This window comes from uncultured Megasphaera sp. (genome assembly GCF_900539295.1).
Lineage (GTDB): Bacteria > Bacillota > Negativicutes > Veillonellales > Megasphaeraceae > Megasphaera.
On the sequence record NZ_UQBH01000014.1, the window covers coordinates 43,090 to 56,951 of the forward strand.

The 13,862-nt window shown below is 47.4% G+C and carries 14 protein-coding genes and 3 tRNA genes; 3 read left to right on the top strand and 14 right to left on the bottom strand.

Going from position 1 to position 13,862, the window contains the following annotated elements:
• Positions 1-5 precede the first annotated feature (5 nt).
• The 3 genes from QZQ46_RS06210 (at position 6) to QZQ46_RS06220 (ending at position 3,855) form a co-directional block, all read left to right on the top strand.
• Positions 6-1,652 carry a DUF4041 domain-containing protein gene (locus QZQ46_RS06210; RefSeq protein WP_296827991.1) on the top strand — a complete coding sequence of 549 codons (1,647 nt, stop codon included), beginning with the start codon at positions 6-8 and terminating at the stop codon, positions 1,650-1,652.
• 144 nt (positions 1,653-1,796) lie between these two features.
• A complete protein-coding gene (gene dinD, locus QZQ46_RS06215) occupies positions 1,797-2,630 on the top strand; it encodes a DNA damage-inducible protein D (RefSeq protein WP_296827994.1) in 834 nt (277 codons plus the stop codon).
• Between the two features lie 46 nt (positions 2,631-2,676).
• Positions 2,677-3,855, top strand: a complete 1,179-nt coding sequence (locus QZQ46_RS06220; RefSeq protein ID WP_296827996.1) for a tyrosine-type recombinase/integrase — start codon at positions 2,677-2,679, stop codon at positions 3,853-3,855.
• A gap of 128 nt (positions 3,856-3,983) precedes the next feature.
• On the opposite strand, the gene groL is transcribed toward QZQ46_RS06220, so the two are convergent.
• From groL to QZQ46_RS06290, 14 genes are all read right to left on the bottom strand, one after another.
• On the bottom strand, positions 3,984-5,612 hold the full coding sequence (groL, locus tag QZQ46_RS06225; protein ID WP_065359814.1) for a chaperonin GroEL: 1,629 nt from the start codon (positions 5,610-5,612) through the stop codon (positions 3,984-3,986).
• A 42-nt stretch (positions 5,613-5,654) separates the two neighbouring features.
• Positions 5,655-5,936, bottom strand: a complete 282-nt coding sequence (gene groES, locus QZQ46_RS06230; RefSeq protein ID WP_296828001.1) for a co-chaperone GroES — start codon at positions 5,934-5,936, stop codon at positions 5,655-5,657.
• Positions 5,937-6,037: 101 nt separating this feature from the next.
• On the bottom strand, positions 6,038-6,664 hold the full coding sequence (locus QZQ46_RS06235) for an ANTAR domain-containing response regulator (RefSeq protein WP_296828003.1): 627 nt from the start codon (positions 6,662-6,664) through the stop codon (positions 6,038-6,040).
• Between the two features lie 3 nt (positions 6,665-6,667).
• Complete coding sequence (locus QZQ46_RS06240) at positions 6,668-8,080, bottom strand: histidine kinase N-terminal domain-containing protein (RefSeq protein ID WP_296828006.1); 1,413 nt, start codon at positions 8,078-8,080, stop codon at positions 6,668-6,670.
• A 29-nt stretch (positions 8,081-8,109) separates the two neighbouring features.
• Positions 8,110-9,120, bottom strand: coding sequence for a tRNA (adenosine(37)-N6)-threonylcarbamoyltransferase complex transferase subunit TsaD (tsaD, locus tag QZQ46_RS06245; protein WP_296828009.1), 1,011 nt, complete (start codon positions 9,118-9,120; stop codon positions 8,110-8,112).
• Positions 9,121-9,136: 16 nt separating this feature from the next.
• Positions 9,137-9,610, bottom strand: a complete 474-nt coding sequence (gene rimI / locus QZQ46_RS06250) for a ribosomal protein S18-alanine N-acetyltransferase (protein WP_296828011.1) — start codon at positions 9,608-9,610, stop codon at positions 9,137-9,139.
• The gene (gene tsaB / locus QZQ46_RS06255; protein WP_296828014.1) at positions 9,601-10,311 is read right to left on the bottom strand and encodes a tRNA (adenosine(37)-N6)-threonylcarbamoyltransferase complex dimerization subunit type 1 TsaB; all 711 of its coding nucleotides are present in this window, start codon (positions 10,309-10,311) and stop codon (positions 9,601-9,603) included. The genes rimI and tsaB overlap by 10 nt, the downstream gene beginning before the upstream one ends.
• On the bottom strand, positions 10,295-10,765 hold the full coding sequence (gene tsaE, locus QZQ46_RS06260) for a tRNA (adenosine(37)-N6)-threonylcarbamoyltransferase complex ATPase subunit type 1 TsaE (RefSeq protein ID WP_296828016.1): 471 nt from the start codon (positions 10,763-10,765) through the stop codon (positions 10,295-10,297). Before tsaE ends, tsaB begins: the two co-directional genes overlap by 17 nt.
• 4 nt (positions 10,766-10,769) lie before the next feature.
• Positions 10,770-11,753 (bottom strand): thiamine-phosphate kinase, encoded by a 984-nt coding sequence (gene thiL, locus QZQ46_RS06265; protein WP_296828018.1) that lies wholly within the window; start codon positions 11,751-11,753, stop codon positions 10,770-10,772.
• A gap of 18 nt (positions 11,754-11,771) precedes the next feature.
• On the bottom strand, positions 11,772-12,179 hold the full coding sequence (locus QZQ46_RS06270; RefSeq protein WP_296828021.1) for a UPF0158 family protein: 408 nt from the start codon (positions 12,177-12,179) through the stop codon (positions 11,772-11,774).
• 118 nt (positions 12,180-12,297) lie between these two features.
• Positions 12,298-12,374 (bottom strand) — tRNA-Arg (locus QZQ46_RS06275).
• A gap of 218 nt (positions 12,375-12,592) precedes the next feature.
• Positions 12,593-13,018 (bottom strand): group I intron-associated PD-(D/E)XK endonuclease, encoded by a 426-nt coding sequence (locus QZQ46_RS06280; RefSeq protein WP_296828024.1) that lies wholly within the window; start codon positions 13,016-13,018, stop codon positions 12,593-12,595.
• Positions 13,019-13,022: 4 nt separating this feature from the next.
• Positions 13,023-13,096: transfer RNA gene (locus QZQ46_RS06285), tRNA-Asn, on the bottom strand.
• Positions 13,097-13,349: 253 nt separating this feature from the next.
• A tRNA-Arg gene (locus tag QZQ46_RS06290) sits at positions 13,350-13,423 on the bottom strand.
• Positions 13,424-13,862: the final 439 nt, after the last annotated feature.

A 13,862-nucleotide genomic window follows, 5' to 3' on the forward strand; every position in this document is an offset into this window, starting at 1 on the left:
TATTTATGGATACATCCGTTAAAGAAAGTTGGTATTTAAAGAGTGTAACAATTTGTTTAGTAATAGCTGTTGGATCATGTTTTCCTTTTGCGGCCATGCTGGCTATTCCACTGCTTCTATATAAAAGCAAAAAGAATAAAAAGACAAATCACCAGTTACAAGAAAAATTAGACAGCTTCATTCAAAAGCATGAGTATATGTTCGGTGATGCCGAAGCTAAACTCGCAAAGTTAAATGAAGATATTACAAACAAAGAATTATTGAAAGCGCAGATTATTTCTGAAGCTACCACAGAAGCCGACGAACTTGTTGAAAGCAAAAAAGCTGAAATTGTTGAGCTTGATAAAAAAATAGTCAATAAGGAATCAGAAATTGATAAAATCATTAAAGATGCCAATGCTCAAGCATCTCAAAAGCTGGAAGATTCCCAACGGAAATTAGATGGGTTGGCTGAAAAGATAAAAAACAAAAAAGACATCATTGATGCAATCGTGAAAAAAGCCACCCAGGATGCACGCGCGATTGCTGACCAATTAAACACTGAAATTCAAACTCTTCAGCATAAAAAAGAAGAGCTTTCCAACCAGCTAGTCGAAATGGATGAAGAGGCGCTCATGCAAGATTTCGCTCTTTATCATCCGATTTATGATTTCGCCCACTCGGAAAACTATAAATTTAAATTAGACGAAATCAGAGACCGCCAAAAGGAAATGATAAAGAATAAAACCGCGGCCACCGGGAATCTTGACTGGACGGTAAACGGGAGCAAGTCCGAAGGCAAGAAAATGGTCCGAGATACACAAAAATTATTATTACGTGCTTTCAATAGCGAATGTGAGCATGTAACGGGGAAAGTAAAATATAATAATTTCGACTCTTGCAAAAAAAGAATCACGAACTCATACACAGCTATTACCAAGCTTGGCCGCGTCATGAATATATCCATTAACCCAGAATATTATAATTATAAGATCGATGAGCTGCACTTAGCCCTCGAATACCAACTGAAGAAACAGGAAGAAAAAGAGCATCAGAGAGAGCTCCGAGAACAAGCTCGAGAAGAAGCCAAGCTGAAGAAAGAAATCGCGGAAGCCAAAAAGAAAATTGCCAAAGAAAAAGCACATTATTCTAATGCATTAGAAACAGCACAAGAGCAATTAAAGACTACTGTAGATGCTGACGAAAAAGCTGCTTTGCAAGAAAAAATTACAGAGTTACAAGAGCACTTATCCGATGTCAATAAAAATATGGTAGACATTGACTATCGGGAATCAAATCAAAAAGCCGGCTATGTCTACGTCATTTCAAATATTGGCTCCTTCGGCAAGGATATTTATAAGATTGGCATGACTCGCCGTTTAGATCCAATGGAACGTGTCTATGAATTAGGGGATGCTTCTGTTCCTTTTAATTTTGATGTTCATGCCATGATATTCAGCGACGATGCACCGAAGCTTGAAGCCGCGCTTCATCATGCATTTGAAGATAAAAAGCTGAATATGGTAAATACCCGTCGTGAATTCTTTAAAGTTCCACTGAAACAAATCGAAAAAGTGGTGAAAGAAAATTACGATGGCACCGTTGAATTCACTGAAATTCCAAGCGCAGATCAGTATCGCGAAAGCATGAAGATGAAGCATCTGCCTGCGTAAATAGCCATGGGTGCCATCATCGCCACCAACCCCAGCGTGTACGAGCCCCACTTCTACTCGAATAAGGATATACAGGATATGCCCGTACAGATTATAGAAAAGTCGTCGAGATGCGGCGGAAATTTTAAGAAAGGAGTCTGTTCAATGAATAATCTAGAAAATATTAATGAATCTCTTTTTGAAAATATTAAACATATCAATGAATACGGCCAGGAATACTGGATTGCCAGAGAGCTTATTCAAGTGTTAGGTTATAATGAATATCGCTTTTTTAAAAAAGTAATTTTAAAAGCAATAGACGCTTGCAAAGCTAGTAATAATGAGGCTTCTGACCATTTCGTGCAGGTGCACGGAATGGTTAATATCGGCAGCGGGGCGAAACGTGTTTTGGAGGATTATCATTTATCCCGATACGCATGTTATTTAATCGCAATGAATGGAGATTCACGGAAAAAGGCCATCGCGTTAGCTCAGACTTATTTTGCCGTGAAGACTCGCCAGCAGGAAATCATGGATGATTTTGACAACATGACGGAAGATCAAAAAAGGCTGACTATCCGCGGCGATCTGATTGAACATAATAAATCATTAGTTGAAGCCGCCCAACAGTCAGGTGTAGAAACGCCGCGCGATTTTGCTATTTTCCAAAATAAAGGTTATCAAGGCCTTTATGGTGGATTAGGTCAAAAAGAAATTCATGCCCGTAAAGGATTAAAAAAATCACAAAAAATCCTGGATCATATGGGTAGTACAGAGTTAGCCGCCAATTTATTTCGCGCTACTCAAACAGATGAAAAGCTTCGCCGTGATAAAATCCATGGAAAGGAAAAGGCAAATAAAACGCATTATATGGTTGGGAAAGCGGTTAGGAACACAATAAAAGAATTAGGCGGAACCATGCCAGAGGACTTACCGACGCCGGATAAAAGTATTAAGCAAATTGAGCGGGAACAAAAGAAACAATTAAAAAAGAAGTAAAAAGTACAGATGCTCACAAGATGCTGGTAAGGGAAGGAGGTAAATCATGCACGTTTATAAAAAGCCTTCGGGGCTATGGGCCTATAAAATTGACATCGGCAAAAACCCGCGAACGGGGAAACGGCAACAGAAAGAAAAAGGCGGTTTCAAGCGGGCAAAGGATGCCAGGATAGCCGGAGAAGAAGCGCTGCGGCTGTATCGAAATAAAGGCTTCGCACGTCCGGAAGCTGTGACGTTCGGGGATTTTGCTAAGGAGTGGCTAAAGGCATACGCAACTACAGCTAAAGTATCGTCTGTCCGGATCCGAAAACATCAGCTTGGGCACCTTAACCGGTACTTTGAAAAAATCCCTGTTCAAGAAATTTATAAAAAACAGTATCAAGACGCCTTATTATCTCTTGCTAAGACGCTTGCTCCAAATACGATATCTGGTATCCATGCTACAGCCAAAATGATTTTTAAACGGGCTGTAGAATATGAGCTTATTTATTCAGATCCGACCGAGTTTGCTACGGTCCCACGGCCCAAACGGAAAATCGTAGATCCAGATGAAAACGTCCCCGCTTACCTGGAAAAGTCTCAGCTTCTTGATTTCTTGGAAACAGCGAAAGAAAAAGGAATTATGCCCGACTATCCTTTATTTACGCTGCTGGCTTATACGGGCTTACGGATCGGTGAAGCCCTGGCGCTCACTTGGGAAGATATAGACTTCAAGCAAAATGTGGTTAAGGTATCTAAGACGCTTTACAATCCGACGAATAACGCTGAAAAATACGAGTTCCTTCCTCCGAAGACAGAAACGTCGGTGCGAGTCGTCACTATGCCGGCACATCTGGAAAAGGTGCTGGCTGCATTCAAGTTCCAAGTCTCTAAACTCCGGATTGAATATAAAGAGCTATGGCATTACCCAAAGGGCAGTAAATTGGGCTTCGTTTTTACGGCTCCGGCCCATCCTGGGCATCCGCTTACCCAGCGGCTCGTACAGACTCGTATAGACCGTATTCAGCGACTTATGGATAACCCGGTGAGCCTTCACATACACCCACATATTTTTCGCCATACTCATGCTTCTCTGCTGGCGGAAGCCGGGATAGATCTAGTACAAATCATGAAGCGTTTGGGCCATGCCGACGACGCGATTACACGGCAGATATATCTTCACATCACCAAAACACTGGCGACAGAAACGGCAGAAAAGTTTGATGAACTCTTAAATAAGGCATAAAAATAAGCCCCTTGCGGTTGATTTCGCAAGAGGCTTATTTTTTGGTTCTCGTTTTGTTCTCTGAGCACGATTTTCAAGGCCTTATAAACGCCTTAACCATCGTATTTACAGCACTTTTGAATTTTTATTTACATCATGCCGGGCATGCCGCCCATACCAGCCGGTGCTGCCGGAGCTGCCGGAGCCGGTTCCGGTTTGTCAGCAACCAAGGTTTCCGTCGTGAGGACCAGAGCTGCGATGGAAGCTGCATTCTGAAGAGCCGTACGGGTTACTTTAGCCGGGTCGACGATACCAGCTTTAACCATATCGACATATTCTTCTTTGAGGGCATTGAAGCCTACGCCGTCTTCCGAGGATTTAACCTGAGCGACGATGACCGAGCCTTCGAGGCCGGCATTTTCAGCGATCTGACGGAGCGGAGCTTCAACAGCGCGTTTGACGAGGTTGATACCGGTCTGAATGTCGCCTTCTTCTTTGAATTCATCGAGAGCCGGGAGGATGTCGATGAGGGTCGTGCCGCCGCCGGATACGATACCTTCTTCAACAGCTGCGCGAGTTGCGTTGAGGGCATCTTCGAGGCGATATTTCTTATCTTTCAATTCGACTTCCGTTGCAGCACCGACTTCGATGACAGCGACACCGCCGGACATCTTAGCCAAACGTTCCTGCAGTTTTTCTTTATCGAAATCAGACGTCGTGTCAGCGATCTGCGATTTGATCTGAGCAACGCGTTCTTTGATAGCCTGAGCGTCGCCGTGGCCTTCAACGATCGTCGTTTCATCTTTAGTTACGCGGACCTGACGAGCCGTGCCGAGGTCTTCCATGGTAACGCTGTCGAGTTTACGGCCGACATCTTCCGTGATGACCGTAGCACCCGTAAGGGTTGCAATATCCTGAAGCATCGCTTTGCGGCGGTCGCCGAAGCCAGGAGCCTTGACGGCAACAGCTTTAAAGGTACCGCGGAGACGGTTGACAACCAAGGTAGCAAGAGCTTCGCCTTCTACGTCTTCAGCGATGATGAGCAGTTCCTTGCCGGACTGAACAACTTTTTCGAGAACCGGGAGCATTTCCTGGATCGAAGCGATCTTGCGGTCCGTAATGAGGATGTACGGTTCGCTCATGACAGCTTCCATCTTGTCCGGATCGGATACCATGTACGGGGAGATGTAGCCGCGGTCGAACTGCATGCCTTCGACGACGGAGAGCTGCGTGCCCATGGTCTTCGATTCTTCAACGGTGATGACGCCGTCTTTGCCGACTTTTTCCATAGCGTCAGCAATGAGGCCGCCGACTTCTTCGTCACCGGCAGAAATGGATGCTACCTGAGCGATAGAAGCTTTATCCGAAACGGGAATCGAGCGTTTTTTGATTTCTTCGACGAGTTTAGCCGTAGCTTTTTCAATGCCCCGTTTGAGGATCATCGGATTGGCACCGGCAGCGACGTTGCGCATGCCTTCTTCAATCATAGCCTGAGCCAGAATCGTAGCCGTCGTCGTGCCGTCACCAGCTACATCGTTGGTTTTGGTAGCGACTTCTTTGACGAGCTGAGCGCCCATGTTTTCAAAGGGATCTTCCAATTCAATGTCGCGGGCGATGGTAACACCGTCGTTGGTGATCGTCGGAGCACCGAATTTTTTATCGAGAACAACGTTGCGGCCTTTAGGTCCCAAGGTAACTTTTACGGCATTTGCCAAAGCGTCTACGCCTTTGCCGAGAGCACGACGTGCATCTTCATTGAACAAAATCTGTTTTGCCATCTTTAACACACTCCTATATGAAAAGTCAGTAGTTTTAATTTATTAGATAATAGCCAGAATGTCGCGTTCGCTGACGATCAAGTAATCTGTGCCTTCAAATTTGACTTCCGTACCAGCATATTTCGAGAAAATGATCTTATCGCCAACTTTAACATCCAAAGCAAGGCGTTTCCCGTCGTCCAGAAGCTTGCCCGAACCAACGGCGACAACTTCACCCTGACTCGGTTTTTCTTTAGCGGTGTCCGGTAAAAAAATACCGCTTGCAGTTTTTTCTTCTTGTTCCAATACGCGGATAACTACGCGATCTCCTAACGGTTTTAACATTGTATATTCCTCCTTAGACGTAAGTTGCTAGTCTTTATCAGCACTCTTCACTTCTGAGTGCTAACTTACAATATATATATTAGCCATTAAAGGTGAAAAAGTCAAGGCTTGGGCCTCAACTTTTTCTTTAATGGCTTTATTTTTTTTTGACCTTTTATCTTTTCCGCTCCGGCAATGACCGATTCGGCCACTGTTTTCAAGGGTTTGCGGTTCTTCATACTGTATTGCTGAAGCCGCTTGTAGGCTTCGTTTTCAGAGATATGGTATAAGTCCATGAGGCAGCCCTTGGCCCGATCGACGGCTTTGCGCGTTTCGATCCGGTCGTTCATATCGGCCAATTGTTTGGCCGCTTCCCGCTGCCGGGCAAACTGAGCGATGGCAATTTCAATGGCTGGGAACAGGTTGACCGGGCTCACCGGTTTCACCAGGTACCCCAGGACGCCGGAGTCTTTGGCTTTATCGACGATGTCCTCCTGGCTGTATGCCGTCAAGAGGAGGACCGGCGCCAGTCCTTCATGGCCGATCATCCGGGCTGCATGGATACCGTCCAGGCGGGGCATCTTGATATCGAGCAGGACGATGTCCGGCTTTTCTTTTCGCACTAATTCCAGCGCCTCCAGTCCGTCAGAGGCTTCACCGACGACGGTATGGCCGGCGTCTTCCAGCATTTCGCTTAAATCCATTCGAATGATCGATTCATCGTCCCCTATTACAATGCGATATCCCATGGTTCATTCTCCCCTCTTTGACAATGGAAACCGAATGGTAACGGCTGTCCCCCAAGGCACAGCTTCTGAAAAGGCAATCGTCCCGTGCAGATCTTTTTCAATCAGCGTCCGGACAATGGCCATGCCAAGGCGTTTGCGGTCTGCGTCTTTCGGAACCTGCGACATGCCGATGCCGTCATCACAGACGGTGATGACACAAACCGTATCTTCCCGGCGGATGTCGATGAAAATCCTTCCTTCAGCCCGTCCTTCAAAGCCATGGATGATGGCATTGGTAATGAGTTCATTGAGGATCAGCGCCAAGGACGTGACGACATCGGACGGCAGAAGCAGTTTATCGCCGGAAAACTTCGTTTCTACGCGGCATTCCTTGCTGACCAGACTGTGCGCCAAGAGGCCCAGCAGTTTTTGAGCGACGTCGGAAAGATTGATGTTTTCGTCATCGTCGTAGGACAGGGTCTCATGGACCAGGGCGATGCTCAAAATCCGGTTCAGGCTCTCCTTCAGGACGTCCTGCGCTTCTTCGCTCGTCGTGCGCCGCATCTGCATGCGCAGCAGGCTGGCGATGGTCTGCAGATTATTCTTGACCCGGTGGTGGATTTCTTTAATGACCGACGTCTTGACCATCAATTCCGCCTCTTTGCGATGGAGTTCGGTCCGTTCCGTCAAAATAGAAATGACGCGCCGCACCTTGCCGCGCTGCAAAATCGGGATGACCCGCCGCGATACGACAGCATCGCCGACGGTGATGTCATCGGCAAGACCATTGGCCTCGGCTAAGACCTGCTTGCCGCCGGTCACGTCGAGGCGGGTATTATAGATATTGGTCCCCGTAATGAGGCCGTGCTGACCGCACATGTGGAGGATGCTGTCGGCCATGTCATCGGCATAAATGACGATGCCGTTGCAGTTGACCAGGACGACGCCGTCCTGAATCGATAAAGGCCGGTACATGGAATGGAAATCCATCGGCACCTGGAGAGACAAGAAGGCAGTTTCCGTCAACAGCTCCCGACTCTCTTCGACGACGCCGACAAAGGCGATGACGGCAATGGTCCGGCCGCCGTTATCGACGAAGGGATAGGCCATGATCGGCGCCGTGCGGCCGTATTCGATTTCTTTTTCCCCATGCATGGCCCTGCCGTCTTGAAAAACCTGATAATTGAGCGGTTCTTCATAATGGGAAAAGATAGTTCCCGGATCGGACAGCTCACTTTGGCGCCCCTTCTGCAGGAGCGGCGTCCGGTGGGCTGCCAAGACCAGCGTCCCCTCACGCCGGCCGGGAACGTAGACGAAGAGTTCGCGGTGCGACAAATCACTGGCAAACTGCAGCAGTTCCTCACTATTTTGCAAAATATGGATTTGAACCGGCGACAGCGTACTGGCTGTCCGGCAAATGGGTGCAAGTGCAGCCATAGAAATCCCCCCTATTCCAGCCTTACGGCTTATTCCGCTGCAATCGGCAGTGCCGGTTTGGCATTGAGGGTCAAATCGGCAAAGCGGCCGGCCTGAGCCATATAGTAAGCCCGGCAGCCGATCATGGCCCCGTTGTCGGTACAAAGGATGGGAGCCGGCCGGTAGAAGGCATAGCCTTTTTCAGCACAGGCCGCTTCCATAGCATCCGACAGAGCACCGTTGGCAGAGACGCCTCCGGCCAGGACGATTTTTTTCGCCCCGCTGTACAAAGCGGCATCCATCGTCTTTTCTACGAGAGTCTCGACGACGGTCTTTTGGAAGCTGGCAGCGACGTCAGCAGCATTATAAGACAATCCCCGCTGTTCCTGGGTGTGCAGATAGTTGAGGACCGCCGATTTTAAACCGCTGAAACTGAATTCAAAGTTATGCCGTTCATGGAGGGCCTTAGGAAATTCAATGGCATCGGGATCTCCGTCTTTAGCCAGTTTTTCAATCTGAGGACCGCCGGGATAGGGATAGCCCATGACCCGGGCAATCTTGTCGAAAGCTTCGCCGGCTGCATCGTCGCGGGTCTGGCCCATGAGCTTGAAGGAGTTATAGTCATTGATCTGGACGAGCTGCGTATGGCCGCCGGAAACGACAAGGGCCAAAAACGGCGGTTCCAATTCCGGATGGCTGAGGAAGTTGGCGAAAATATGGCCTTCCATATGGTTGACGCCGACTAAGGGCTTATCGGCAGCAAAGCTGATGGCTTTGGCTGCAGCCACGCCGACTAAGAGGGCGCCGACCAAGCCCGGGCCGTAGGTGACGCCGATATGGTCGATATCGGAGAGGGTGACCTTGGCCGTATCGAGGGCTTCTTTGATGATGGGCATGACGTATTCGATGTGCTGACGCGAGGCGATTTCCGGTACGACACCGCCGAATTTCCGGTGGATCGGTACCTGCGTCGATATGATATTGGAGCGAATGTGACGGCCGTCTTCGATGACGGCAGCCGACGTTTCGTCACAACTGGTTTCGAGTGCTAAGGTGTACATAGATTTCATCCTTTTTTTATAATAAATGGCTGAGCCATCGATAATTTTCTTTGGTGCAGTTCATAATGTAAGCGTCTTCTACAGGCTGAGAATAATAGCCCTTGCGGATGGCAGCCTTTTCATAGCCCAATTTTTCATAAAGGGCGATAGCCCCTTCATTGGAAATGCGTACTTCTAAAAAGACGGCACTGCAGCCGTCATGAAAAAGTTCTTCCATGGCCGTACGCAGCAAGGTTTCACCGTATCCGAGTCCCCTGGCCGACGGGCGGACGGCGATGTTGGCCAACTGACCTTCATCGGCGATGAGCCATAAATCGGCATAGCCGGCAATGATCCCGTCGCCTGTTTCCAAGACGTAATAGCGGGCGACGCGGTTGTCGAATTCTGCCCGCAGAGCTTGGTGCGACCAAGGCGACGAAAAGGACGACTCTTCAATGGCGATGATATCCGGCAAATCATCAAGGACTGCCTTGCGGACCCTTACTGACATGGTGCGCTGCCGTGCCGCTTTTCCCAAAGGACTTCGGCTTCACTGCGGCGAAGATATGACGGCGTAAGGGTCATGCAGTCGTCATAATCCCCGGCAGTAAAGCGGGCGCTTGCCCCAATGGCCACGCTGCCGGCACGGGGAATGACCATCGTCGGCGGTGCCATGCGGAAAAGGTCGTTCCGTCCTTCGATTTTGCCCCTTCCTTTAAGGGCTCCGTCACCACAGAAGACGACGGGCTGCCCTTCGGTTTCGAGGGTATCCAAAACCTCCGTAAGGGGCGCGATATAGATATCTTTTTCCGTCGTCAGCTCCGTCCGGCTCCAGCGATAGACGCCGGCGTAAACATTGCCCTTTTGGGCGTCGATGAGGGTGCAGATCCGGTCGGACACGCCCATAAAATTATAGGCCAGGCTGATGGGCGTCGTGACCCCCACGATAGGAACATTCCAAGCAAAAGCAAGGCCCTTCGCTGTCGCAAGGCCGATGCGCAGGCCCGTAAAGGACCCGGGACCGATGGAAACGGCAATGCCGTCTATCTGATTTTTAGCAACCGAGGCTTTGACCAGCATATCGGCGATATGGGGCATGAGCTGTTCCGAATGGGTCAGCCGCGCCTGGATTGTAAGTTCAGCCCGCAAGGTGTCATCATGGAGCAAGGCGACACTCGATACGAGACTTGATGTTTCAATGGCTAAGAGCATATTTCTGTACCTCATTTTCTATAGACTGCCAACGGCTTCCGGAAAAGTCGAAGTGAAAGAGACGCTCCGTCGGGCTCGTCTTTTCAATGGTGACCGTAGCCGCATCGTCAGGCAGGCGGTCCGGGAATTTTTCAGACCATTCGATGACCGTGACGCCGCTGTCGAGATAGTCTTCAAAGCCCAGATTATCCAGTTCATATTCGTCTTCCAGCCGATAAAAATCGAAGTGCTGGAGAGGAATCGTATTTTCATAGTAATTTAAAAGAGTGAAGGTCGGACTGACGACGACATCGTCAATACCCATGCCCTTGGCAATGCCTTGGACAAAGTGGGTCTTGCCGGCCCCCAAATCTCCCCGCAGGGCCAAGACAGAACCGTCAGCCAGCAAGGGGCCTAAAAAGGAACCTAAGGCGATGGTTTCCGCCTCTGAGCGGGTCGTAATATCGATAGACATAGGCTTATCTCCTCTCAAAGTGGTCCCAGCCCTTCGGCAGTAAGACCGATTCGTGACCATCATGCTGCAGCAGCACCCGGCCAACGCCTGTGCGGACAAAGCCGATCTCGGTCACATCGGGATAGTCGGCCTTAAGGGCTTTAAAATCAGCCGGAGCCATGGTGAATACCAATTCATAGTCTTCGCCGCCGTTAAAAACGAAATTCAGCAGGTGTTTTCCCGATTCAGCAGACCACTTCTGCAGTTCGGCACTGGTCGGAACGGCACTGCCGTCGATGACCAATTCCACGCCGCTGGCTTTTGCGATTTCATTGGCTTCACTGGCAAGGCCGTCACTGATATCATTGAGGCTGTGGCAGCCGTGTTTCACTAAAAGGCGTCCTAATTCGATGCGCGGTACAGGGCACTGATGGGCTTTTTTCAAGGATTCATAGCCCTCACAGCCTTGGAGCAGTACGTCGAGACCGCCGGAAGAATCACCGACCGTATGGGAAACGGCAATGATGTCGCCGTCTTTAGCACCGCTGCGCCGCAAGGCTTTGTCGGCTTCGATTTCTCCGAAAGCCGCCACCGTAATGACGGCCCCTTCTTTCGCCATGACCGTATCGCCGCCGAGGATATTGACCTCATAATTTCGGCAGATATCCTTGATGCCGCGATACAGTTCAAGGACGTCATCGACGTCCATCGAAGGCGTCAAGGCCGTCGACAGGACGACGTGAGTGGGAACGGCTCCCATAGCCGCAATATCGCTGAGGTTCGAGGCTACGGATTTAAAGCCGACGTCATACCACTCGGCCGTCTTGCCGATAATAAAATGGCTGTTTTGGACCATCGTATCGATGACCGACACTTGCTGCCAGCCCGGCGTCGTCCGGTAGACGGCACCGTCGTCACCGATGCCGATGACGACATTTTCCGGGTGATATAAGGTGTTTTCTTTTATAATATCGATTAAGCCAAACTCTCCGACATCTGAAATTTTCATGACAAAACCCCCAGGTCTTTATTCTTCATAATCCAGCTGATGGTCTTCGCACCATTTCTTGGCAATCTTTTGGAATTCCATCTGCTGGAAGGTATACCAATACTGGACGAGTCCCATACTTCTTAACTCCTGTTCAAGCTGACTCAAGGACTTGCCGGCTTCAATCGAAGACGCAAAGGCAGCGCGCTGTTTTTCGTCCTTCATCATGGGTACAAAGCCCTTTATCATTTCAGGCAGATTTAAGTCGGCCTGGGTCGGCAGCTTAATATAGTCGTCAGGACTTTTCGTCACTTCGTTATCGGTCGCTTCATTGCCGGGAATCTCTGTGACCAGAGTCACGCGACCGTCCTTTTTATTTACATAAAATTTGAGGTACGGGTTATTCAATTCAAAGGCTTTCAGCAATTCTTCCAGTTGAACTTTCATCGATTACACATCCTTTTTAGCTTATACAACGTATTCTTTATTATAGCATGGATAGGATCCTGTCAAAAGGAAAAAAGATTAGTAAAAAAGCCATCAACAAAATGTTGATGGCTTTTGATGGTGACCCGGTAGGGATTCGAACCCTAGACCTACTGATTCGTAGTCAGTCACTCTATCCAGCTGAGCTACCGAGTCATGTGGGAATGAAGGGTGAACTTCATTCCATTTTTTGTGGCAGGGGCAGAAGGAATCGAACCCTCAACCAATGGTTTTGGAGACCATTGTTCTACCGATTGAACTAAGGACGCATCAATTCTAGATTGTGGAATCTTTAAAGATGTAATACAGTACTACTAGCACTATAGCTCCCACAATGTAAGCACCAAAACTATGCATAATCTTATAATTTAATGTTAACCTTCTATTATCTTGTCAAATAAGTAATCTTCGTAATTCAATGATTTATGCTGATTATGAGTCTCCACATAGGGAACTCTAAATGTAACAGCATTTCTGTGTTCAAATTCTTCTATGGGCAACATAAGAAGTATATCCGATTCTAGATTATAAACTACAAAATAGTCTATTTCTGAGGAATCATATTTGTGCACATAGTTGACCTGATTCCTAATGGTGCTGCTCTTCAAACTAGTCGTAAATTTACCATCTTCGAGTTTTTCAGAGGTCTTTACTTGTAGTTTATTAAGCTTACCATTAAAATCGGCAACTAAATCCGCCTTCTCGTTATCACCAAAGCTAACATACACAGGAATGTTCATTGACACTAATTTAGCTAATGCTTTAGCTTCACCGATATTACCTAATTGCTTAGTTGTCATAATGCGGGAAGGGCGAGACTCGAACTCGCTGTCTTCTGCTTAACAGGCAGTAGCTTATACCACTTAAGCTTCCTTCCCAAATGTTTAATTGACCTATCCCGATTGCATCGGAGTTAATCCCTATGGTAAGGAACTACTCCTGTTGGTGTCCAAGCATAGCTATTTGCAGCTATTCTAAAATACCAACGAACTGCTTTCTTAATTAACTTAAATAGTCTCATAATACATCAGTTTTAGTCAATAAATAAGTAATCTAAATAAACCACTCTATCTTCACAGACTGAGTGGTCAAACTCGTTCTTTGACATCATGTACAATCTTAGTACATATGTGACTCCGCTGCGATTCGAACGCAGGACCCACGCCTTAGAAGGGCGTTGCTCTATCCAGCTGAGCTACGGAACCATCCTTAATTGCGGTGCAAAGGTACGTTTTTTTTATGAAAACTACAAATTTTACACCCAAAATATTTATTATTTATATTAAAATAATAGACCTATATATGAAAAGTAGATAGTTGTTCTATTGAAATACAATGCTTTAGATAGCATAACATTTTTATTTTAAAAGAGAACTAAATCAACCCACATTTCAAAAGAATCTGTATAAATTCAAAATCTTATCAGCTAAATCTCAATAAAACTTTGCTTTTACAGAAATTCTCCTCGGCTGATATTACTTATAGTATATTATAATTGGTAATAAGTATCGTTAGCCATAATGATTGCATCTTCTAAAGTACCGCCATTTTGTTCTACAAATACGATAATGGCATCTATAAACTCGTTGAAAGAAGCAACATCTTCACCTGCTATTTTTTCCTTATAATCTTCCTCGGTTAAGT

Coding starts and splice junctions, on each gene's coding strand:
- QZQ46_RS06235 (WP_296828003.1), bottom strand. CDS start 6,664: ATGGGATATCGCATTGTAATAGGGGACGATGAATCGATCATTCGAATG.
- thiL (WP_296828018.1), bottom strand. CDS start 11,753: ATGAAAATTTCAGATGTCGGAGAGTTTGGCTTAATCGATATTATAAAA.
- tsaE (WP_296828016.1), bottom strand. CDS start 10,765: ATGTCTATCGATATTACGACCCGCTCAGAGGCGGAAACCATCGCCTTA.
- QZQ46_RS06210 (WP_296827991.1), top strand. CDS start 6: ATGGATACATCCGTTAAAGAAAGTTGGTATTTAAAGAGTGTAACAATT.
- QZQ46_RS06280 (WP_296828024.1), bottom strand. CDS start 13,018: ATGACAACTAAGCAATTAGGTAATATCGGTGAAGCTAAAGCATTAGCT.
- QZQ46_RS06220 (WP_296827996.1), top strand. CDS start 2,677: ATGCACGTTTATAAAAAGCCTTCGGGGCTATGGGCCTATAAAATTGAC.
- tsaD (WP_296828009.1), bottom strand. CDS start 9,120: ATGTACACCTTAGCACTCGAAACCAGTTGTGACGAAACGTCGGCTGCC.
- dinD (WP_296827994.1), top strand. CDS start 1,797: ATGAATAATCTAGAAAATATTAATGAATCTCTTTTTGAAAATATTAAA.
- QZQ46_RS06240 (WP_296828006.1), bottom strand. CDS start 8,080: ATGGCTGCACTTGCACCCATTTGCCGGACAGCCAGTACGCTGTCGCCG.
- groES (WP_296828001.1), bottom strand. CDS start 5,936: ATGTTAAAACCGTTAGGAGATCGCGTAGTTATCCGCGTATTGGAACAA.
- groL (WP_065359814.1), bottom strand. CDS start 5,612: ATGGCAAAACAGATTTTGTTCAATGAAGATGCACGTCGTGCTCTCGGC.
- QZQ46_RS06270 (WP_296828021.1), bottom strand. CDS start 12,179: ATGAAAGTTCAACTGGAAGAATTGCTGAAAGCCTTTGAATTGAATAAC.
- tsaB (WP_296828014.1), bottom strand. CDS start 10,311: ATGCTCTTAGCCATTGAAACATCAAGTCTCGTATCGAGTGTCGCCTTG.
- rimI (WP_296828011.1), bottom strand. CDS start 9,610: ATGTCAGTAAGGGTCCGCAAGGCAGTCCTTGATGATTTGCCGGATATC.